The 20,105-nt window shown below is 58.8% G+C and carries 22 protein-coding genes; 18 read left to right on the top strand and 4 right to left on the bottom strand.

The features are described from left to right. Entirely contained in the window at positions 1-1,320 is a 1,320-nt protein-coding gene (locus Q0753_RS00270; protein ID WP_298715615.1) for a 2-oxo acid dehydrogenase subunit E2, read from the top strand. A gap of 36 nt (positions 1,321-1,356) precedes the next feature. Beyond that, on the top strand, positions 1,357-3,189 hold the full coding sequence (locus Q0753_RS00265) for a phosphotransferase (RefSeq protein WP_298715613.1): 1,833 nt from the start codon (positions 1,357-1,359) through the stop codon (positions 3,187-3,189). On the opposite strand, the gene Q0753_RS00260 is transcribed toward Q0753_RS00265, so the two are convergent. Next, positions 3,171-3,752 carry an ACP phosphodiesterase gene (locus tag Q0753_RS00260; protein ID WP_298715611.1) on the bottom strand — a complete coding sequence of 194 codons (582 nt, stop codon included), beginning with the start codon at positions 3,750-3,752 and terminating at the stop codon, positions 3,171-3,173. The two genes, Q0753_RS00265 and Q0753_RS00260, sit on opposite strands and share 19 nt — an antisense overlap. After that, positions 3,749-4,258 (bottom strand): CBS domain-containing protein, encoded by a 510-nt coding sequence (locus tag Q0753_RS00255; RefSeq protein WP_298715609.1) that lies wholly within the window; start codon positions 4,256-4,258, stop codon positions 3,749-3,751. The genes Q0753_RS00260 and Q0753_RS00255 overlap by 4 nt, the downstream gene beginning before the upstream one ends. Before the next feature lie 176 nt (positions 4,259-4,434). On the opposite strand from Q0753_RS00255, the gene queA reads away from it, so the two are divergent. The 6 genes from queA (at position 4,435) to nlpI (ending at position 11,087) form a co-directional block, all read left to right on the top strand. Then, entirely contained in the window at positions 4,435-5,484 is a 1,050-nt protein-coding gene (queA, locus tag Q0753_RS00250) for a tRNA preQ1(34) S-adenosylmethionine ribosyltransferase-isomerase QueA (RefSeq protein ID WP_298715607.1), read from the top strand. Between the two features lie 136 nt (positions 5,485-5,620). Beyond that, positions 5,621-6,766 (top strand): tRNA guanosine(34) transglycosylase Tgt, encoded by a 1,146-nt coding sequence (gene tgt / locus Q0753_RS00245; protein WP_298715605.1) that lies wholly within the window; start codon positions 5,621-5,623, stop codon positions 6,764-6,766. Between the two features lie 169 nt (positions 6,767-6,935). After that, positions 6,936-7,262 (top strand): preprotein translocase subunit YajC, encoded by a 327-nt coding sequence (yajC, locus tag Q0753_RS00240; protein ID WP_298715603.1) that lies wholly within the window; start codon positions 6,936-6,938, stop codon positions 7,260-7,262. Between the two features lie 21 nt (positions 7,263-7,283). Beyond that, positions 7,284-9,137: a protein translocase subunit SecD gene (secD, locus tag Q0753_RS00235; RefSeq protein WP_298715601.1), complete on the top strand. Its 1,854-nt coding sequence runs from the start codon at positions 7,284-7,286 to the stop codon at positions 9,135-9,137. Between the two features lie 11 nt (positions 9,138-9,148). Continuing rightward, complete coding sequence (gene secF / locus Q0753_RS00230) at positions 9,149-10,093, top strand: protein translocase subunit SecF (protein WP_298715599.1); 945 nt, start codon at positions 9,149-9,151, stop codon at positions 10,091-10,093. A 118-nt stretch (positions 10,094-10,211) separates the two neighbouring features. After that, positions 10,212-11,087 (top strand): lipoprotein NlpI, encoded by an 876-nt coding sequence (gene nlpI, locus Q0753_RS00225; RefSeq protein ID WP_298715597.1) that lies wholly within the window; start codon positions 10,212-10,214, stop codon positions 11,085-11,087. Between the two features lie 20 nt (positions 11,088-11,107). Here nlpI and Q0753_RS00220 read toward each other — a convergent pair whose 3' ends face one another. Both Q0753_RS00220 and Q0753_RS00215 read right to left on the bottom strand, forming a co-directional pair. After that, positions 11,108-12,007, bottom strand: coding sequence for a U32 family peptidase (locus Q0753_RS00220; protein ID WP_298715595.1), 900 nt, complete (start codon positions 12,005-12,007; stop codon positions 11,108-11,110). 8 nt (positions 12,008-12,015) lie between these two features. Further along, positions 12,016-13,011, bottom strand: coding sequence for a peptidase U32 family protein (locus Q0753_RS00215; RefSeq protein WP_298715592.1), 996 nt, complete (start codon positions 13,009-13,011; stop codon positions 12,016-12,018). A gap of 148 nt (positions 13,012-13,159) precedes the next feature. On the opposite strand from Q0753_RS00215, the gene Q0753_RS00210 reads away from it, so the two are divergent. The 10 genes from Q0753_RS00210 to iscX all read left to right on the top strand — a co-directional run bounded on the left by Q0753_RS00210 (position 13,160) and on the right by iscX (position 20,033). Beyond that, the gene (locus tag Q0753_RS00210; RefSeq protein WP_298715590.1) at positions 13,160-13,681 is read left to right on the top strand and encodes an SCP2 sterol-binding domain-containing protein; all 522 of its coding nucleotides are present in this window, start codon (positions 13,160-13,162) and stop codon (positions 13,679-13,681) included. Positions 13,682-13,739: 58 nt separating this feature from the next. Further along, positions 13,740-14,477 carry a tRNA (cytosine(32)/uridine(32)-2'-O)-methyltransferase TrmJ gene (trmJ, locus tag Q0753_RS00205; protein WP_298715587.1) on the top strand — a complete coding sequence of 246 codons (738 nt, stop codon included), beginning with the start codon at positions 13,740-13,742 and terminating at the stop codon, positions 14,475-14,477. Between the two features lie 97 nt (positions 14,478-14,574). Beyond that, the gene (gene iscR, locus Q0753_RS00200; RefSeq protein WP_298715585.1) at positions 14,575-15,033 is read left to right on the top strand and encodes a Fe-S cluster assembly transcriptional regulator IscR; all 459 of its coding nucleotides are present in this window, start codon (positions 14,575-14,577) and stop codon (positions 15,031-15,033) included. Between the two features lie 89 nt (positions 15,034-15,122). Further along, positions 15,123-16,337 carry an IscS subfamily cysteine desulfurase gene (locus tag Q0753_RS00195; RefSeq protein ID WP_298715583.1) on the top strand — a complete coding sequence of 405 codons (1,215 nt, stop codon included), beginning with the start codon at positions 15,123-15,125 and terminating at the stop codon, positions 16,335-16,337. A gap of 39 nt (positions 16,338-16,376) precedes the next feature. Further along, on the top strand, positions 16,377-16,763 hold the full coding sequence (gene iscU / locus Q0753_RS00190; protein ID WP_298715581.1) for a Fe-S cluster assembly scaffold IscU: 387 nt from the start codon (positions 16,377-16,379) through the stop codon (positions 16,761-16,763). A 12-nt stretch (positions 16,764-16,775) separates the two neighbouring features. Further along, positions 16,776-17,099, top strand: coding sequence for an iron-sulfur cluster assembly protein IscA (gene iscA / locus Q0753_RS00185; protein WP_104485303.1), 324 nt, complete (start codon positions 16,776-16,778; stop codon positions 17,097-17,099). A gap of 10 nt (positions 17,100-17,109) precedes the next feature. Beyond that, positions 17,110-17,628 (top strand): co-chaperone HscB, encoded by a 519-nt coding sequence (gene hscB, locus Q0753_RS00180; protein ID WP_298715577.1) that lies wholly within the window; start codon positions 17,110-17,112, stop codon positions 17,626-17,628. A 5-nt stretch (positions 17,629-17,633) separates the two neighbouring features. Beyond that, positions 17,634-19,478, top strand: a complete 1,845-nt coding sequence (gene hscA, locus Q0753_RS00175) for a Fe-S protein assembly chaperone HscA (protein WP_298715575.1) — start codon at positions 17,634-17,636, stop codon at positions 19,476-19,478. A 2-nt stretch (positions 19,479-19,480) separates the two neighbouring features. Further along, positions 19,481-19,819 carry an ISC system 2Fe-2S type ferredoxin gene (fdx, locus tag Q0753_RS00170; RefSeq protein WP_104485300.1) on the top strand — a complete coding sequence of 113 codons (339 nt, stop codon included), beginning with the start codon at positions 19,481-19,483 and terminating at the stop codon, positions 19,817-19,819. A 13-nt stretch (positions 19,820-19,832) separates the two neighbouring features. Then, positions 19,833-20,033 (top strand): Fe-S cluster assembly protein IscX, encoded by a 201-nt coding sequence (gene iscX / locus Q0753_RS00165; protein WP_071471226.1) that lies wholly within the window; start codon positions 19,833-19,835, stop codon positions 20,031-20,033. The last annotated feature ends 72 nt before the right edge of the window (positions 20,034-20,105 follow it).

Here is a 20,105-nt window from a genome sequence, read left to right as displayed (position 1 = left end):
ATGAAGCAGGACTTTTATCTGCCGGATATCGGTGAAGGCATAGTGGAATGCGAGCTGGTGGAATGGCTGGTCGAAGAAGGCGACAGTGTCGCCGAAGATCAGGCGATTTGCGATGTAATGACCGACAAGGCGCTGGTGCAGATACCGGCGATGCACAGCGGTACCGTGACGCACTTGTATGTGTCCAAGGGAGAGATGGCCCGGGTGCATGCGCCCTTGTTTGAAATGGAAGTAGCGGGGCGTGCGAATGGCGAGTCGGCGCCCGAAGTGCCTGAGCCGGTCAAAAAGTCTGAGCCGGTCACCGAGCCTGAAGCGGCCCCGGAGCATGAACAGGTACAGGTACCCGAGTCGAAGCCAGAGCCCACACCCGAAACTGTCTCTGATTCTAATCGCGGCGATCATGAATCGCAGGCATTGCCCGAGGGGGGCAAGGTGTTGGCCAGTCCGGCGGTACGGCGTCTGGCGCGCGAGCAGGAGCTGGATTTGAAGCGGGTTGTCGGCTCCGGCGACAAGGGCCGCATCTACAAGGAAGACATCGAGGCTTATCTGGCGGAGCAAACACAACCGCAGGCCGCCAGCCCTCGGCGGGTCGAGCCAAAGCGCCGCGACGAGCATGCCCCGTCGCACAGCGAAGCCCTCACCGGCATTGCGGCGGCCATGGCCCGGCAGATGACGGCCTCGCTGGCGATTCCGCAATTTACCTTCTGTGACGAGCTGGAGCTGGGCGAGTTGCTGCGCGTGAAGCAGCGGCTGGTGCCGGTATTTGCCGAGCAGGACATCAAGCTGACCCTGCTGCCGTTTTTTATCAAGGCGCTGTCACTGGCCTTGAACGAGTTTCCGCTGCTTAACAGCCGACTCAACGAGGAGGCGACCGAAGTCAGTTATCTGCCGGATCATCATATCGGGGTGGCGGTGGATACCGACGCCGGTTTGCTGGTGCCGGTGCTGCGTGACTGCCAGCGACGATCCCTGCTGGAGATGGCGGTCGAACTGGAACGACTGACCACGGCGGCGCGGGCCGGTCGACTGGCCCCGGCCGAACTGCAGGGCGCCAGCATTACTCTCTCCAATATCGGTGCCCTCGGCGGTGTGGTGTCCAGCCCCATCGTCAGCCCGCCGCAGGTTGCCATTGCCGCTTTGGGACGGTTGCAGCAGTTGCCGCGCTTCAACGAGGCCGGTGAGGTGGTCACCCGGAATCTGATGATGGTGTGCTGGTCGGCGGATCATCGACTCATCGATGGCGCCACCATGGCTCGCTTCAACCGGCGTTGGTACCGGTATCTGGAGCAACCGGAACGCATGCTGGCACAATTGAGCTAGCGTGCTAGCTCCATCAAGCGAATGGCGGGGGGAGTCATGAGTCTCCATCGGCTGCGTAATTTCTATATTCCCGAAGAGCAGTCCATTTACCTGCTCAATGCCAACGACGCCAGAAAACTGAAAGACTGGATTGCCTTGTGCGTCAGCCAGCTGGAAAAGCTGGGCTATCGTCATATCAGCCTGGTCGGCCACGGTGCCTACGGTTTCACCTTTGCCGGTACCGCCGAGCCGGGTGAGGAATATGCCTTCAAGTTTTCGCGTATCACGCTGCCCGAAGCCATTCGGGAACGGCTGGCCGATGAGGCCTACATGCTGTCGCAGATACAACACCCGCGGGTGCCTCGTTACATCACCTATCAGCGCTTGAAAAAACAGGGCATTCTGATGATGACCCGGGCCGAAGGGCTGGATCTGGAGCAATACAGTCTGCAGCAGGGTCGTTTGCCGGCCCGCTTGCTGATCGACATCGCCGCCCAGCTGGCCGATATTCTGCAAGCCCTGCGTGAGCACCGAAAGGACGGTCAGTCCGCCCCCATAGTGCACGGTGATATCAAGCCATCCAATATCGTGTTTGATGCCGCCAGTGGTCACATCTGTCTGGTCGACTGGGGCTCGTCGGTATTCGCCCAGCTCGACCGGGAAGGGCAGTTTGTCTCTACCAACGTGATGCAATTGATGTCGGCGGATCTGCAGCACAGCAATGCCCGGCTGGGCGATGTTTATTTCATCGGGCCCGAACAACGGGAGGGCGCTCAGTCCAGCCCGCGTTTCGACGAGCAGGGCGTGGCGGCCACCCTGTATGCGCTGGCGTCGGGTCAGTCCTGCCGTTTTGGCAGCCAGGCCATACCGGCGACCAGCCTGGGGTTGCCGAAGGAGTTCGCGCTGATGCTGGATGGCCTGTTGGGCGACGATGCCGGGATCCGGCAGCGGGCGGGCGATCACTTCATTGCCGCCATGCCGCGATTGAAACGACTGGTGCTGCCCGAGCTGCCACTGTTTGACGACAGCCCCCTGTTGCCGGTGTGGAGCAGCCCCGAGCGCCACGAAATGGATACGGTAGTGTATTCGTCACGCAAGTCGTTTTTGCGCGAACGCAGCGAAGAAGCCGACATCCATTACGTGGACGATGCGCAGCTGGAGCGTTACTACAAAAACTACCTGGTGGGCATGGGCGACACCGAAAAGGCCTTTGTGGCGGCGGTCAGCCGCCTGGGGCGTTATCCGGTGGTGGGCGGGCTGGCGTTGCACTGGCAGGAAGAGGGGCTGTACATCGACTCCAGCCTCAACCTTTACGATGAGCAGATGCGGCCTGCCTTTGCGCTGGCGGTCAACAACGTGGTGATGTTGGCGCGAAGCATCGATAAAGTCGGTTTGTTCAAGGCCTGCCTGTTCAACGCGCGCAATACCCTTCATTTGAGCCGAAAAACGCCGGATCTGCCGTTCGTACCACCGGCGGAGACTCGCATTCCCTATCGGTTGGCGGCCATTCCCAGTACCGACGATGCCAGCCGTCAGCACTCCTATTTTGAAGATGGGCGGGATCCGGACGAACAGCTGGTGTTGCCCGCCGCCATCATGGCGGTGCTCGCCCGGCTGAACGGGATTCATCATACCGGCTGTATCATCTTCGAGGTGACGCCACTGTATATGAAGCTGCACAGCTATTATCGGCTGCTGGATGCCGGCGCCGAGACGGAGTTTGCCGATTTGTTGCGCCAGATAGTGGCACTGATACCGCAGATTGACGATCAGGGAGTGGGCGGCTTCATGAAGTTGCCGCACAAGAATACCCGGTTGTTCAGCCACCAGCCGGTGCAGCCGACGCTTTTCTACCCGGCCAATCCCAGGGCTCAGGGTTGTCGGGACTGATCCAGTACAAAAGACTGCAGTTCGGGGTAAAAGCCGAGAAAAGCCTGCTCCATGGCGGAATAGTGTTGCTGAAGCAGCGGTGCGCATTGGGGCAGGGGCGTGGGGCGGCGAAAACGACGATCGATACGGCCAAGGGCGAGGGTAATGCCGTCCAGACTTTGGTAGCTGGCCAGCAAGTTATGTTGCTTGAGGCGTTCCACCAAAGTGACCATGGCGTCCGGCCAATCTTTATCCGGCATCAGCTGCCGGTGGCTGTAGGCGATGAATTCTTCCAGTGGCCAGTCATGGTAACGAGCCCAGTGGCGGGCAAGAAAGTGGTCGAACATCATGTCCATGATGATGCCGCCATAGCGACGAAAGGGGCTGGGCAGGGCACGAACCGCCTCTGCATGCAGCGGATGGGCGTCGGTAAAGCTGTCGATGCGTCGGTGCAGCCGAATACCCAGCTGCAGGGAGCAAGGCAATCGAGGGTCGATACTGCCCCGGGCATATTCACCGAGCAGGGCGCCTGGCAGGCTGGTATTGCTGATATGTGCCAGATGCAGATGAGCCAGGTAATTCACCGGGCTTCCTGCTCGTCTTCGCCTTCCCGAGTCATCGCCAGATCCAGATCGTCGTCATCAAACTCGTCAGGTGATTGCTCGGCCAGCTGGGTATCCAGCACCTCCAGCAGGTGGATGGCCACAGTCACAAAATCACTGTCGGTCACTATGCCCACCAGTTTGCCCTTGTCGACCACCGGCAAACAACCGTACTTGCATTTTTGCAGGTAAAGGGCCGCTTCGCGGACACCGGCGCGGGGGCTGACGGTGGTGACCCCTTTTATCATGACCTCGCTAAGCTGATGCTGCTGCAGGAAGGCGCCGTTGTTGCCTTTTTCCAGGCTCGACTCCTGCGCGGCCAGAATGTCTCGCTGGCTGACCAGCCCCATCAGCTTATCTCCTTCCTGCACCGTCAGGTGGCGGATATGATGACGCTGCATCAGGGTGCGGGCCTCGGCCAGCGTAGCCGATGGCGGCAGGCCGATGACATTGTGTGACATAATTTCAGAGACGATCGCGGGCATCATCTTTCTCCTCTCTTTTATATCAAGATAGCTCAACCGGACGGCCGGGGAAGCGTAGCCTCCTGCGGCACCGGCATGGCCGGTCAGTAATGTCCATTATGCTCCAACCCCGGCCGAATTGCCTTGATCCCGTGGGGCGGCCTCACTAGACTAGCGCCCGTTATGACAAGAGGTTGTGTATGCTGGTCCGCGATTTTTCCTTTGAGCTCCCCGACGAACTGATAGCCCGCCATCCGATGCCGGAACGTTCCGCCAGTAGGCTGTTGCAGCTGAACGGCAACGGTGGTGACATCACCCATGGTCAGTTCGCCGAGATCCTGAATCTGGTCAACCCCGGCGATCTGCTGGTGTTCAACAACACCCGGGTGATTCCGGCTCGTCTGTTCGGCCACAAGGCCAGCGGCGGCAAGCTGGAAGTGCTGGTCGAGCGGGTACTGGACGACAAGCGGGTACTGGCGCATGTGCGTGCCTCGAAGGCGCCCAAACCGGGCACCGCTCTGATCCTGGAACCAAACGTGCAGGCCACCATGCTGGCGCGCCATGACGCCCTGTTCGAGATCGAATTTCACGACGACAGACCGGTACTCGAGATCCTCGAAGCTGTCGGCCACATGCCGCTGCCACCCTATATCGACCGGCCCGATACCGATGCCGATAAAGAGCGTTATCAGACCGTTTACAACGAAAAGCCCGGCGCCGTGGCCGCACCGACCGCCGGCCTGCACTTCGACCAGCCGCTGCTGGACGCGCTGACCGCCAAAGGTGCCGAGCTGGCCTTCGTTACTCTGCACGTGGGTGCCGGTACCTTTCAGCCGGTACGGGTCGAGCAGGTACTCGATCACAAGATGCATGCGGAATATATCGAGGTACCGCCACAAGTGGTGGCACAGATAGAAGCCACTCGTGCCCGGGGCGGCCGGGTCATTGCCGTGGGCACCACCTCGGTACGCTCGCTGGAAAGTGCCGCCCAGGCCACCATGGCCCGTGGCGAGCCATTGGCGCCTTTTTATGGTGACACCGATATCTTTATCTACCCCGGCTATCGTTTTCAGCTGGTGGATGCCATGGTCACCAATTTCCATCTGCCCGAGTCGACCCTGCTCATGCTGGTCAGCGCCTTTGCCGGCTACGACCACATTATTGAAGCCTACCGGCAGGCTGTGGCCGAGCGTTATCGTTTCTTCAGCTACGGTGATGCCATGTTTATTACCCGGCAGACCCAGCCGTAAAGAACCGTAAGGTGTGAGGCGTAAGGTGTGAGGGGCAAAGAGTAAGACATTGGTTTTTCACCTCACTCCTCACGATTTACCCCTCACCTGTTTTAGAAATAAGGTCGGACTGTTTATCCGGCCAGTGAGGTAACTGATGAAATTTGAACTGCAAACTACCGATGGCGGCGCCCGCCGTGGCCGCCTGATTTTCGACCGTGGCGTGGTGGAAACCCCGGCCTTCATGCCCGTGGGCACCTACGGCACCGTCAAGGGCATGACCCCGGAAGAAGTCGCCGACACCGGCGCCCAGATCCTGCTCGGCAACACCTTCCACCTCTGGGTTCGCCCGGGTCAGGAGGTGATGAAGATGCACGGTGATCTGCATGATTTCATGAACTGGCAGGGCCCCATTCTCACCGACTCCGGCGGTTTTCAGGTGTTCAGCCTGGGTGATATTCGCAAGATCACCGAAGAAGGTGTTCATTTCCGCAACCCGGTCAACGGCGACAAGATTTTCCTGTCACCCGAAGTGTCGATGGAAATCCAGTACGATCTGGGCTCCGACGTCGTGATGATCATGGACGAATGCACGCCTTATCCGGCGACCTGGGAAGCGGCCAAGAAGTCGATGGAAATGTCTCTGCGCTGGGCCAAGCGCTCGCGGGATCATTTCGACAAGCAGGGTAACAAGAACGCCCTGTTCGGCATCATCCAGGGCGGTGTCTATGAAGATCTGCGCGACGAGTCGCTGGCCGGTCTGCTCGACATCGGCTTCGACGGCTATGCGGTCGGCGGCCTGGCGGTAGGCGAGCCCAAGCACGAAATGCACAAGGTGCTGGAGCATACCTGCCCGAACATTCCGGCCGACAAGCCCCGTTATCTGATGGGGGTGGGCAAGCCGGAAGATCTGGTAGAAGGGGTGCGCCGGGGCATCGACATGTTCGACTGCGTCATGCCGACCCGCAATGCCCGCAATGGCCATCTGTTTACCACCGAAGGGGTGGTAAAAATCCGTAACGCCAAGCACAAGACCGACACCGGCCCGCTGGATACGGACTGCGATTGCTATACCTGCAAGAATTATTCGCGCTCTTATCTGCATCATCTGGACAAGTGCAACGAGATCCTGGGTGCACGTTTAAACACCATTCATAATCTCAGATTCTATCAAAGAGTTATGGAAGGTTTACGTGGAGCCATAGAGCAGGGTAAATTAGACGACTTTGTAGCTGACTTCTATGCGCGCCAGGGTAAAGCCGTGCCGCCACTGGGTCAGACTGCAGGTGAAAACGACGAATGAAGAACGGATGAGGGAAGGTGTCAGCTAAGTCGACCGTGACATGCCATGGATGGCATGTCCGAGCCCCCAGGGATGGGTTTATGGCGTGTCGACGTGCTGTGCCTTCCCTCACCGGTGCACAACACCGATATAACAGCTTTTAACCATCAATAACGAGGAACTGAAAAGAATGGATATTATCTCCAACGCTTACGCCCAGGACGGAGCCGCCGGTGGCGGTATGGAAATGATCATCATGCTGGTGGTATTCGGCCTGATCTTCTATTTCATGATTTTCCGCCCCCAGTCCAAGCGGGTCAAAGAGCACAAGAGCCTGATGTCTTCCCTGAGCAAGGGTGACGAAGTGCTGACCAACGGTGGCCTGGTAGGCAAGATTGCCAAAATCTCCGCAGAAAACGACTACGTATTGCTGAACCTGAGCGAGCAGAGCCAGGTCACCATCAAGAAGGACTTCATCACCGCTGTTCTTCCCAAGGGCTCTATCCAGTCCCTTTAATTCTCTGTCGAGGAGCACAGCGTGTTAAATCGATATCCGCTGTGGAAATACTTGATGGTGATCGCCGTGATCACCATCAGTTTTCTGTATGCAGCACCCAATCTATTTGGTGAAGACCCTGCCTTGCAGGTGTCTGGCTCCCGTGGCACTGAAGTGACCCCTGCCGTCCTGACTCAGGCTCAGCAGACGTTAAGCAAGGCCGGCATCGCGGTGAAGAGCGCGGCTTTGGCCGATGATCAGTTACTTATCCGTTTCCGCAATACCGACGATCAGCTCAAGGGCAAGGATCTGGTGGCGGATGCGTTGGGTGATGGTTACATCACCGCCCTCAACCTGGCGCCGTCGACGCCCTCCTGGCTTGAAGCCATCGGCGCCGGCCCGCTCAAACTGGGCCTCGATTTACGTGGTGGCGTGCACTTCCTGATGGAAGTGGACATGGACGAAGCGCTGAGCCGGGTGCAGGAGCAAACGGTGCAGGACTTCCGTACCGACTTGCGCGAACAGCGGCTGCGTTATTCCGGTGTACTGGCCAAAGACGGTGGCACCCTGGTGGTATTCCGTGATGCGGACACCCGTGACCAGGCGCTCAGTCATCTGCGCGGCCGCTATCCGGGCCTGATGTTCTCCGATCGCGATAATGGCGAGAGCTTCGGGTTGTTCGCGGTAATGAGCGAGCAGCGGCTGAAGGAAGTGAAAGAATACGCCCTGCAGCAAAACATCACCATCATCCGCAATCGGGTCAACGAGCTGGGTGTGGCCGAGCCGCTGGTGCAGCGTCAGGGTGCCGAGCGCATCGTGGTGCAGTTGCCGGGTATTCAGGACACCGCCCGCGCCAAGGAAATTCTTGGTGCTACCGCGACCCTGGAATTCCGCCTGGTGGATGAAAATGCCGATGTGGCCGCCGCCAACGCGGGTCGGGTTCCGCCCAACAGCGAGCTGCTGCGTGACCGTGACGGTCGCCCCGTGGTGTTGAAAAAGCGCATCATCCTGACCGGTGAGCATATCGTCGATGCCAGCTCCGGCATGGATGAATTCAGCCGTCCGCAGGTGAATATCAGCCTGGATGCCCCCGGTGGCAGCCGCATGGCCGATTTTACCAAGGATAACGTCGGTCGCCCCATGGCGACGGTGTTTACCGAGTACAAAACCGGTGATGAGCTGAATGAAGATGGCACGCGCCAGTTCCGCAAACAGCAGGAAGTGATCAACGTCGCCACCATTCAGTCGCGACTGGGCCGCAGTTTCCGTATCACCGGCATCGATTCCATGGCGGAAGCCCAGAACCTGGCGCTGTTGTTGCGGGCCGGCGCCCTGATTGCGCCCATCCAGATAGTGGAAGAGCGCACCATAGGCCCGAGCCTGGGCAAGCAGAACGTGGAAAACGGCCTGATGGCCATGGTCTATGGCATGCTGGCGGTGGTGTTGTTCATGACCATCTATTACCGCAAGTTCGGCCTGGTGGCCAATGGGGCGCTGCTGGCCAACCTGGTGATCATCATCGGGGTGATGTCGATGGTGCCGGGGGCAACCATGACGCTGCCGGGCATTGCCGGTATCGTGCTGACCATCGGTATGTCGGTGGATGCCAATGTGCTTATCTTCGAGCGTATCCGTGAGGAACTGCGCGACGGGCGCGGGGTGCAACAGGCGATTCATATCGGCTATGACAAGGCGCTCGGCACCATTGCCGATGCCAACATCACCACGCTTATCACCGCCATCATACTGTTTGCGGTGGGCACCGGCCCCATCAAGGGCTTCGCCGTGACCCTGATGATCGGTATTCTTGCCTCCATGTTTACCGCCATTGTCGGTACCCGGGCCCTGGTTAACCTGCTCTGGGGCGGCAAGCGTCTCAGCAAACTGTCGATATGAGGAAATAACCGATGTTTGAGATCCTCAAAACCCGGGCGCCCATTCGCTTCATGCACTATTCAAAGGCGGCGACTGCATTGTCGCTGGCCTTGATAGCGTTGTGCTTTTTCAGCCTCTTTACTCGAGGCCTGAACTGGGGCCTGGACTTCACCGGCGGTACCGTGGTTGAAGCCGCTTTCGAGCAGGCGGTCGAGCTGGACCAGGTGCGTAACAGCCTGGAACAGGTCGGCTTGCCGGGGGCCACCGTGCAGAACTTCGGCACCAGCCGGGATGTGTTGATTAGGCTGGCCCCGCAGGAAGGCGTGGATGTACAGCAGCAGGGCGAATCGGTCATGGCTGCCATGGCGCAGGTGTCCGAATCCGTCGAGATGAAGCGACTGGAGTTTGTCGGCCCCGCCATCGGTGCCGAGCTGGCCGAACAGGGTGGCCTGGCCATTCTGGTTGCCTTGCTCTGTATCCTGATGTATGTCGGCATGCGTTTCGAGTGGCGTCTGGCCTCCGGTGCCGTGCTGTCGCTGGCTCACGATGTGATCATTACGCTGGGCGTGTTCTCCTGGATGCAAATCGAGGTGGATCTGACCATAGTGGCGGCCTTGCTGACGGTGGTGGGCTACTCACTCAACGACACCATAGTGGTGTTCGACCGGGTGCGGGAAAACTTTCGCCGGGTGCGCAATACCACGACCGCCGAGGTGTTTAACGAGGCCATTACCGAAACCCTGAGCCGAACCCTGATCACCTCGGCCACCACCCTGGTGGTGGTGGTGGCGCTGTTCCTCAAGGGCGGGGCGCTGATCCACGGTTTTGCCACCGCACTTTTGCTGGGCATCGGATTCGGTACCTATTCTTCCATCTATATCGCCAGTGCCTGGGCCATGTTGCTCGGGGTACAACGGGAGCATATGCTGCCGCCGCAGGTAGAGAAGGAAGGGGCGGATCAAGAGCCGTTAGCCTGACAGCATGAAACCCAAGGGGCCCGGCGGGCCCCTTTTTGTTATGAAATGCATTTGCAACATGACAAACGTCGTGGAGCTGCATAACATGTGGTCATAATAAGACAAGTTCGGAGCCGTCTTGAACGACAGATTATTGCTTGCTCCCCTGGCGCTTCTGGGCCTGGTGCTGGTTGGCTGCAGCGCACCCCGGGTGGTGACTCCCACCCTGGTGCTGCCGGTACCCATGCAGGTTTCCTATGAAAGCGAGCTGGGGATTGCCCGCCTGGGGCAGATGCTGAATTCACCGGGACTGACGCCCGAGCAACGTGCCGAGCTGTTTTTTCAGCGCGGCGTGGTATTCGACCGGGTCGGCCTGCGGGCCATGGCCCGGCTGGACTTTAACCGAGCCCTGCGGGAAAGACCCGATTTTGCCGATGCCTACAACCTCAACGGTGTCTATCTGACCCAGAATCAGGAGTTCGACGAAGCCTATGAAGCCTTCGACTCGGCGCTGGAGCTGGCGCCGGAGTACGCCTATGCCAACCTGAACCGGGGTATTGCGCTGTATTACGGCGGCCGGCCCACCCTGGCGGCGCGGGATCTGAAAACCTTCCTCGACGAAGATCCCGCCGACCCTTACCGGTTGCTGTGGTGGTATCTGGCATTGGAGCAGACCGATAGCGATGCGGCACTGGAGGCGTTACGCAGCCATCAGCAGATCCATGGTTCCGACGAATGGGCCTGGGATATCGTCAATGTCTATCTGGGCACCATGAGTGATGAACAGTTGCTCAACCGGATCTCGGAAGAAAGCGAAGATAACCAGGAGCTGGCCGAACGGTTGTGCGAAGCCTATTTCTATCTGGCCAAGCAGGCCCAGCGCAACGAGCAGCCGGAGCAGGCCATGGTGTATTTCAAGCTGGCCCTGGCCACCAACATCTATGACTTTGTCGAACACCGCTACTCACTGCTGGAGCTGGATCTCATCGGCGAACAGGCCCGGCTGAAACGCTGAAAGGCGGGCTTGCTTCCTCGTTATGACTGCACCATGTCTGCCGGTGACGGCAGCCACTCCATGCCCGGCAACTGGTTCCAGTAGCCATTGCAGTAGCGGGAGTTCAGCGGGTATCTCTCCGGCCGGCGTTGCTGCTGCTCAAAACGACCAATCCATTGCAGACATTCCCTGCTGTGGGCGCTGATGCGTACCGCATCCACCCAGTCGGTCATGGTCGGCACCTCGTTGATCAGGTTATAGCAATAGCCAGATTGGGTCTGAATGCCGTTGAGGTTAAAGGCCGCTTGCCCTTCCTGGGTCAGTGCCTGACGGCCGCCGGGATAATCGATGCAGACCAGCTCGCAGTCATCCTTGAGCCGATTCTCGGCCCGGGCGGTAAAACAGCGGGCAGAATAGGCCAGCGGCAGGTAACCATAGCCGAACACTTCCAGCTTGAAACGCTCCCTTATGCCGTCTGCTTCGGCCGCCCGATGAATGCCCAGCAGCCAGTCCCGCGACAGCTCCACCGGTGGCACCCAGGTGGTCATGCCCTTGTTCAGCAGCAGGCGCAGGGTATCCAGGTTGTAGACGTTGAGCGCCGGGCCCGCGACAAAGGGCAAGCCATGCTCATGGGCCAGCTGAACCGCGCCCAGATCATTGGCTTCGATGGTCAGCTCGCCGTTATCACACAGTTTCCTGATGGCCAGCAACTCGGCCGGTGACTGGATCAGCGCCAGGGTGGAGTACACCACCTCCTTGCCCGCCCGCTGTAGTTCCCGGCCCAGGGCCAGCCAGTCGGCCGACTTGAATTCACGGCGTTTGGGACAAACGGTTTCTCCCAGGTAAATACGCCGGCAGGGCTGGCTTAGCGCCTGTTGATAAAATGATTCCAGCTCGGCTTTGGGCCAGAAAAACAGCATGGGCCCGAGATGAATATGCATGATGTCTCCTATTGCCATTTACGATGGTAGGCACCCAGGGTGGTCTGGCTGCCTTCGGACAGGGTGGCGAGTTGCTCATGCCAGGCCGCCTTGACCGCGTAGCCGTCGGGGTTGGCCAGATAGCTGTCCAGCGCCTGGCGCCATACACGGGTGACCTGGGTGGTATAGGCCGGGCTGCGCTGGCGTCCTTCTATCTTGACCGACTTGATGCCGAGTTTGGCCAGGCTGGGGATCAGACTCAGGGTGTTCAGGCTGGTGGGCTCTTCCAGAGTATGAAAACGCTTGCCATCCACCTCGAAACGGCCTTTGCACAGGGTGGGGTAGCCGGCCTGCTCGTCAGGGCCGAAGCTGTCGATCAAGACCCCGTTGAGGCGGGATTCAAGCTGTTCTCCTTTTTCCTCCCAGCGTACATAACGGGCCGGTGAACAGGCGCCCACCGTATTGGGACTTTCGCCGGTCAGGTAGGAAGAGAGATAACAACGTCCTTCCGCCATGATGCACAGGCTGCCGAAGGCAAAGACTTCCAGCTCGGCGTCCGTCTCTTTGGCAATTTGACGTACCTGCTGGATAGAGAGTACCCGGGGCAGTACCACGCGTTTGACGCCGTAATTCTGCTGAAAAAAGCGGATGGCGGCGGCATTGGTCGCACTTGCCTGCACCGACAGGTGCAGCTCGGTGTCCGGATATTGACTGGCGGCATAGGCGAGTACCGCAGGGTCGGCAATGATCAGCGCATCGGCACCCAGTGCCACCGCCTGATCCACCGCGCCCTGCCAGAGCCGCTGCTTGCCCTGATGGGCGAAGGTATTGATGGCGACATGCAGCTTGCGTCTGTGCCGCCCGAGATAATCCACACCGTCACGCAAATCCCGTTCGCTGAAGTTCAGTCCGGCGAAATGGCGGGCATTGGTCTGATCTTTAAAACCGATGTAAACCGCATCGGCACCCTGGTCGACGGCGGCTTTCAGGGCCGGCAGGCTGCCGGCGGGGCATAGTAGTTCCATCTTGTTCACTCCGGGTCAGAAGCGGGCAGTCTAGAGAGGAACGGATAACGAGTATTTGATTTGAGACAAAAAGGGGTATTTGATTTGGCGCAGCATTAACAGCATGAGTTTGTGTTGTGATAGTGCTTTTACGGAAGAGGAATCATCTATGCTAGCGCTTGTTTGTCGAGATATTTGTCAACATGCCCCGTCGCTGCTGAAAATTCCCCTGCACCGCCTGCCTCATCGTCTGCAGGGGCCGCTGCTCGAGCAGTTGCTCAACCGGGTGCTGGCCGAGCCGTTGCAACGAGGGCAGCTGGATTTTCTGACCGGCGCCCGGTTGCAGGTGCTGGTGCCGGATCTGGATTATCGGCTCACCCTGACACTGGAGCAGGGGCGTTTGCGCAGCCTGGCCACCCACGAGGCCGATGTGATTATTCGAAGCGAATTGCAGGACTTGATCCGTCTCAGTACCGGAGAGCTGGATCCGGATACGCTGTTTTTTCGACGTCGCTTGCTGATCACCGGCGATACCGAGCTGGGTCTGGCATGCAAGAACATGCTGGATAGTCTGGATCCGGATGGTCAGCCGGCCTGGTTCCGCCGTTTGCTGGGGCTGATGTCCGCCGTGGTGCGCCAGGCCGATATGGCGGTGCAGACAAAAGCCGGACGAGGTGAGGATAACACCTGAATCCGGGCGGTGGCTGTGCTAATATCCTGCGCCTTAAGCACCCTTGGATCTCATGAATATGCTTGAGCAAATTCGCGTTGTGTTGGTCAACACCTCACATACCGGTAATATCGGCTCTGCCGCCCGTGCCATGAAAACCATGGGCCTGGGCGACTTGTGGCTGGTCGATCCGGTCAGCTCCCCGGACAGCCAGGCCGTTTCCCTCGCCGCCGGCGCCAGCGACGTGCTGGGCAGAGCCCGCATCGTACCGACGCTGGCCGAGGCGGTGGCCGACTGTGGTCTGGTCATCGGTGCCAGCGCCCGTTCGCGCACCTTGTCCTGGCCCATGCTGGATGCCCGGGAAGCGGGCGAAAAAGCCATGATTGAAGCCCCTCGGCACAAGGTGGCGCTGGTGTTTGGCCGGGAGCGAACCGGACTCAGCAATGAAGAGCTGCAGCTGTGCCATTTTCACATGGCCATTCCGGCCAACCCGGAATACAGCTCGCTTAACCTGGCGATGGCGGTGCAGACCCTGAGTTATGAAGTACGCATGGCCTGGCTGGCCCGCGAGCAGGCCGCGACGGGCCAGATAAAAGGTGACACCGATGCCGAGCCGGAGTATCCGTTGTCCGAAGATCTGGAACGTTTCTATCAGCATCTGGAGCAAACCCTGCTGAACACCGGCTTTATCATCAAGCCTCATCCGGGACAGGTGATGACCAAGTTGCGGCGGCTGTTCAACCGGGCGCGGCCGGAAGATCACGAGCTGAACATACTGCGCGGCATCCTGACGTCGGTGGATAAAAAAGGCCGCTGACCGGGGCCGAATAGCCGAGTGCTTTGGTAGGACTTATACTTGACTGAAACACTCGGGTATGACACCCTGAGCCCATGTCTGAAAACGGTTTAATCACATGAGACTGACATCAAAAGGTCGTTATGCGGTAACAGCCATGCTGGATGTGGCGTTGCACGGAGAATCCGGCCCGGTGTCCCTGGCCCATATCTCCGAGCGACAGGGTATTTCCCTGTCCTATCTCGAGCAGCTGTTTGCCCGTTTGCGCAAGCAGGGGCTGGTCAGCAGTGTGCGGGGTCCCGGTGGTGGTTATCTGCTGGGTATGAAACCGGCCGCCATTTCCGTCGGGGCGGTAATCGCCGCTGTCGATGAGTCGGTGGATGCCACCAAGTGTCAGGGTAAGGGCGATTGTCTGAGTGGCAATCAGTGTCTGACCCATTCGCTCTGGTGTGCACTCAGTGATCGCATCAGCAACTTCCTCGATGGCATCAGTCTGGCCGAGCTGGTTAACCAGCAGGATGTCCGGCTGATTTCCGAGCAGCAAGACAGTAATCTGAATCTGTTGACTCTGGACTAGCCCGAGTAGCAGCAAGTGAGCCTGAAACATTCAATTTTAAATGTCGATGACAAGACTGCCGAACAGGGCAGCGTTGAACGGAGAATATGATGAAACTGCCCATTTATCTCGACTATGCGGCTACCTGCCCGGTAGACCCTCGCGTCGCCGAAAAAATGATGCAATGCCTGACCCAAGACGGTGTTTTCGGTAACCCGGCTTCTCGCTCGCACCGCTTCGGTTGGCAGGCGGAAGAGCTGGTCGATATTGCCCGTAACCAGATTGCGGATTTGATCAATGCCGACCCGCGCGAAATCGTGTTCACCTCCGGTGCCACCGAGTCCGATAACCTGGCCATCAAGGGCATTGCCAATTTTTATGGCAAGAAAGGCAAGCACATCATTACCTCCAAGACCGAGCATAAAGCGGTGCTGGATCCCTGCCGTCAGCTGGAGCGTGAAGGTTTCGAAGTCACTTATCTTGAGCCTCAGCCCAACGGTCTGTTCACCCTGGCACAAATCGAAAATGCCCTGCGCGATGACACCATTCTGGTGAGCATCATGCACGTGAACAACGAAACCGGCGTTATCCAGGACGTGAAAGCCATCGGCGAGCTGTGCCGCAGCCGCAAGATCATGTTCCATGTGGATGCCGCCCAGAGTGCCGGCAAGACCGACATCGACGTGCAGGACATGAACATCGATTTGCTCTCTCTGTCTGCCCACAAGATTTACGGCCCCAAGGGTATCGGTGCGCTGTATGTTTGCCGTAAACCGCGGGTTCGTCTGGAAGCCCAGATGCACGGTGGCGGTCACGAGCGCGGCATGCGCTCCGGTACCCTGGCCACCCACCAGATTGTCGGCATGGGTGAAGCCTTCCGCATCGCCAAGGAAGAAATGCACGCCGAAGGCGAGCGGATTCTGGCGCTGCGCAACCGTCTGTATGACGGCATCAAAGACATCGAAGAAGTCTATGTCAACGGCGACCTGGAACAGCGGGTACCGGGCATTTTCAACATCAGCTTCGCCTATGTCGAAGGTGAGTCACTGATCATGGCGCTGAAAGACCTGGCGGTCTCTTCCGGTTCGGCCTGTACCTCTGCCAGCCTGGAACCGTCTTATGTACTGCGTGCCCTGGGTCTGAACGATGAGCTGGCACACAGCTCCATTCGCTTCAGTATCGGTCGCTTTACCACCGAAGAACAGATTGACTATGCCGTGCGTCTGGTCAATGAGGCCATCGGCCGCCTGCGTGACATGTCTCCGCTGTGGGAAATGTTCAAGGACGGAATAGATCTGGATCAAGTTGAATGGGCACACCATTAAGGTGTCTAAATCATTGAAGCATGGGTGAGGAACTAAATCATGGCTTACAGCGAAAAAGTAATAGATCACTATGAAAACCCCCGCAACGTCGGTGGTTTCGACAAAAACGATCCTAGCATCGCAACCGGCATGGTCGGTGCGCCGGCCTGTGGCGACGTGATGAAGCTGCAGCTGAAGATCAGCGACGCAGGCATCATCGAAGACGCCAAGTTCAAGACTTACGGCTGTGGCTCTGCCATCGCCTCCAGCTCGCTGATCACCGAATGGGTGAAAGGCAAGAACCTGGACGAAGCGGCCAGCATCAAGAATACCCAGATTGCGGAAGAACTGGCCCTGCCACCGGTGAAAATCCACTGCTCCATTCTCGCAGAGGATGCCATCAAGGCAGCGATTGACGATTACAAGAAGAAGAAAAACCTGGCGTAAGACGGAGACACCATGGCGATCACCATTACCGATGCAGCTGCACAACGGGTGCAGACTTTTCTGAACAACAGAGGCAAGGGCCTGGGACTGCGGCTGGGGGTCAAGACTTCCGGTTGCTCCGGCCTGGCCTATGTGCTGGAATTCGTCGACGAATTGTCCGAAGGCGACCAGGTGTTCGAGCATGGCGAGGTCAAGGTGATCGTCGACAGCAAAAGCCTGGTGTATCTGGACGGCACCGAACTCGACTTCGCGAAGGAAGGCCTGAACGAGGGCTTTAAATTCAACAACCCCAATATCGACGGGGAATGTGGTTGCGGCGAAAGCTTTAACGTTTAAGGACCCCGGCATGAACTACTTCGAGCTGTTTGGCTTACCGGCAGAGTTTGCCCTCGACAGCCAGACACTGGCCGACACCTATCGCCAGCTGCAGATGCAGTTTCATCCCGACAAGTTTGCCTCCCGCCCCGAGCGGGAGCGCCTTCAGGCGGTACAACGTGCCGCCCAGATCAATGATGCGTTCACCACCCTCAAGCAGCCCCTTAGCCGTGCCGAATATCTGCTGTCCCTGCAGGGATTCGATATCCGTGCCGAACAACAGACCCTGAAGGATCCGTTGTTTCTGATGCAACAGATGGAATGGCGCGAGCAACTGGAAGACATTGCCGGTGCTGAGGATGTGTTTGGCGCCATCATGGCGTTTGATCGGGAGCTGCAACAGGCGTCTGCCGATTTCTATGCCGAGCTGGAGCAACAGCTTGTCTCGTCACGCTGGCCGGATGCTGCCGATACGGTACGCAAACTTAAATTCATGACCAAGCTGCATGCCGAACTCGAACGTTTGGAAGATGCGCAGCAGGAATTCTGAACCTCATGGCATTATTACAAATTTCCGAGCCGGGCCAGAGCGCGGCTCCGCATGAACACAAGTGGGCGATCGGTATCGATCTTGGTACCACCAACTCTCTGGTGGCCGTGGTACGCAGCGGCCTGCCCGAGACCCTGACTGATGATCAGGGGCGCGACCTGTTGCCTTCGGTGGTGCACTACACCCAGGACGGTCTGCGGGTTGGTCATGACGCCAAGCACGAAGCCGAGTTTGATCCTGAGCACACCATCGCCTCGGTAAAACGGCTGATGGGCAAGGCATTGGCGGATATTCCCCGTCATCGGCTGCCTTATTCGTTCAGGGAAACCGGCACCGGCGTCATCGAGTTGAACACCCCTCTGGGGGCGGTCAATCCGGTGCAGGTGTCGGCCGAGATCCTGAAAACGCTGGCACAAAGAGCCGAGCACAGCCTGGGCAACCCGGTTCAGGGCGCCGTGATTACCGTGCCGGCCTATTTCGATGATGCCCAGCGTCAGGGCACCAAGGATGCGGCCCGTCTTGCCGGTCTGGAAGTGCTGCGGTTGCTCAACGAGCCCACCGCCGCCGCCATCGCCTATGGCCTGGACTCCGGTCAGGAAGGGGTGATTGCGGTTTATGATCTGGGTGGCGGTACCTTCGATATCTCCATTCTGCGTCTGCACAAGGGCGTGTTCGAGGTGCTGGCCACCGGCGGCGACTCCTCCCTGGGCGGCGATGACTTCGATCATGCGCTGGCCGACTGGATTCAGCAGCAGGCCAATATCAGCGACATGACCCCCACCCAGCAGCGTAACCTGCTGGACGCGGCCTGTGCCGCCAAGCAGGCACTCACCGACAGCGACAGCGTCTCGGTAAGCTGGGCCGGCTGGCAGGGCACCCTGACTCGCGCCGACTTCGATGCCTTGATCCTGCCCTGGGTCAACAAGACCCTGATGGCGTGCCGTCGGGCCCTGAAAGACGCCGGCGTCACCGCCGATGAAGTACGGGAAGTGGTGATGGTTGGCGGCTCTACCCGGGTGCCGCTGGTGCGCAGTCGGGTTGGCGAGTTTTTTGCGCGCGAACCCCTGACCAGCCTGGATCCGGACAAGGTGGTCGCCATCGGTGCCGCCATTCAGGCCGATGTGCTGATCGGCAACAAGCCGGACAGCGACATGCTGCTGCTGGACGTGATTCCGCTGTCGCTGGGGCTGGAAACCATGGGTGGCCTGGTGGAGAAAATCATTCCGCGCAACACCACCATACCGGTGGCCCGGGCGCAGGAATTCACCACCTTCAAGGACGGTCAGACCGCCATGGCCATTCATGTGGTGCAGGGCGAGCGTGAGCTGGTGGCCGATTGCCGCTCTCTGGCCCGTTTTAACCTGACCGACATTCCGCCGATGGCCGCCGGTGCCGCCCACATTCGGGTCACTTTTCAGGTGGATGCGGATGGTTTGCTGTCGGTCAGCGCCATGGAAAAGTCTTCCGGGGTGCAGGCCGCCATCGAAGTGAAGCCGTCTTACGGGCTGAACGAAGCAGACATCGCCACCATGCTGAGCGCGTCTTTCGAACACGCCAAAGAAGACATAGACGCGCGCATGCTGGCCGAACAGAAAGTGGAAGCGGCGCGGGTGATTGAAAATATCGTCAGCGCGTTGGCCACCGACGGTGACGAACTGCTCAGCGAGCAGGAACGCGCCGAGATCCTGGCTTCTGTCGAGTCGCTGCAGCGAAGCGCCGAAGGACAGGATCTGGATGCCATCAAGGTGGCGATAGAAGAAACCGACAAGCAAACGGCCGATTTTGCTGCCCGCCGAATGGATGCTTCCATTCGCCGCGCGCTGGCCGGCCAACGAGTGGATAAGGTGTAACGATGCCGAAGATTGTTTTTCTGCCCCATGCCGAGCTGTGTCCCGAAGGGGCCGCGCTCGAGGCCAAGCTGGGTGAAACCGTACTGGATGTGGCCCTGCGCAATGGTATCGACATTGAGCACGCCTGCGAAAAGTCCTGTGCCTGTACTACCTGTCATGTCATAGTGCGGGAAGGCTTTGATTCGTTGGAAGAAAGCTGCGAACTGGAAGATGATATGCTGGACAAGGCCTGGGGTCTCGAACCCGAGTCGCGTCTGGGGTGTCAGGCCCGGGTCAGCGAAGAGGATCTGGTAGTAGAGATCCCCAAATATACCGTGAACATGGTATCCGAAGGTCATTGACCGGGGAGGGCGTATGAGTCTTAAATGGACCGACAGTCGCGAAATAGCACTGGAGTTGCTGGATGCCTATCCGGAGACGGACCCCAAAACGGTGCGCTTTACCGACCTGCACCAGTGGATCTGCGAGCTGGAAGACTTTGATGACGATCCCGCTCATTCCAGCGAACGCATCCTCGAGGCCATCATCATGGTCTGGATGGATGAATACGAATAAGCTACAAGCTATAAGCTTGAAGCCGTAAGCTGCCCGAGTGGTTGGTGGACTTGGGCTTATGGTTGTTGGTTT

The sequence above is a fragment of the uncultured Oceanisphaera sp. genome, from assembly GCF_947495715.1.
Lineage (GTDB): Bacteria > Pseudomonadota > Gammaproteobacteria > Enterobacterales > Aeromonadaceae > Oceanimonas > Oceanimonas sediminis.
The sequence above is the reverse complement of the archived record's forward strand: the minus strand, read 5'-3'. Positions and strand labels throughout refer to the sequence as shown.

Coding starts and splice junctions, on each gene's coding strand:
- Q0753_RS00270 (WP_298715615.1), top strand. CDS start 1: ATGAAGCAGGACTTTTATCTGCCGGATATCGGTGAAGGCATAGTGGAA.
- Q0753_RS00265 (WP_298715613.1), top strand. CDS start 1,357: ATGAGTCTCCATCGGCTGCGTAATTTCTATATTCCCGAAGAGCAGTCC.
- Q0753_RS00255 (WP_298715609.1), bottom strand. CDS start 4,258: ATGATGCCCGCGATCGTCTCTGAAATTATGTCACACAATGTCATCGGC.
- queA (WP_298715607.1), top strand. CDS start 4,435: ATGCTGGTCCGCGATTTTTCCTTTGAGCTCCCCGACGAACTGATAGCC.
- tgt (WP_298715605.1), top strand. CDS start 5,621: ATGAAATTTGAACTGCAAACTACCGATGGCGGCGCCCGCCGTGGCCGC.
- yajC (WP_298715603.1), top strand. CDS start 6,936: ATGGATATTATCTCCAACGCTTACGCCCAGGACGGAGCCGCCGGTGGC.
- secF (WP_298715599.1), top strand. CDS start 9,149: ATGTTTGAGATCCTCAAAACCCGGGCGCCCATTCGCTTCATGCACTAT.
- Q0753_RS00220 (WP_298715595.1), bottom strand. CDS start 12,007: ATGCATATTCATCTCGGGCCCATGCTGTTTTTCTGGCCCAAAGCCGAG.
- Q0753_RS00215 (WP_298715592.1), bottom strand. CDS start 13,011: ATGGAACTACTATGCCCCGCCGGCAGCCTGCCGGCCCTGAAAGCCGCC.
- Q0753_RS00210 (WP_298715590.1), top strand. CDS start 13,160: ATGCTAGCGCTTGTTTGTCGAGATATTTGTCAACATGCCCCGTCGCTG.
- trmJ (WP_298715587.1), top strand. CDS start 13,740: ATGCTTGAGCAAATTCGCGTTGTGTTGGTCAACACCTCACATACCGGT.
- iscR (WP_298715585.1), top strand. CDS start 14,575: ATGAGACTGACATCAAAAGGTCGTTATGCGGTAACAGCCATGCTGGAT.
- Q0753_RS00195 (WP_298715583.1), top strand. CDS start 15,123: ATGAAACTGCCCATTTATCTCGACTATGCGGCTACCTGCCCGGTAGAC.
- iscU (WP_298715581.1), top strand. CDS start 16,377: ATGGCTTACAGCGAAAAAGTAATAGATCACTATGAAAACCCCCGCAAC.
- iscA (WP_104485303.1), top strand. CDS start 16,776: ATGGCGATCACCATTACCGATGCAGCTGCACAACGGGTGCAGACTTTT.
- hscB (WP_298715577.1), top strand. CDS start 17,110: ATGAACTACTTCGAGCTGTTTGGCTTACCGGCAGAGTTTGCCCTCGAC.
- hscA (WP_298715575.1), top strand. CDS start 17,634: ATGGCATTATTACAAATTTCCGAGCCGGGCCAGAGCGCGGCTCCGCAT.
- fdx (WP_104485300.1), top strand. CDS start 19,481: ATGCCGAAGATTGTTTTTCTGCCCCATGCCGAGCTGTGTCCCGAAGGG.
- iscX (WP_071471226.1), top strand. CDS start 19,833: ATGAGTCTTAAATGGACCGACAGTCGCGAAATAGCACTGGAGTTGCTG.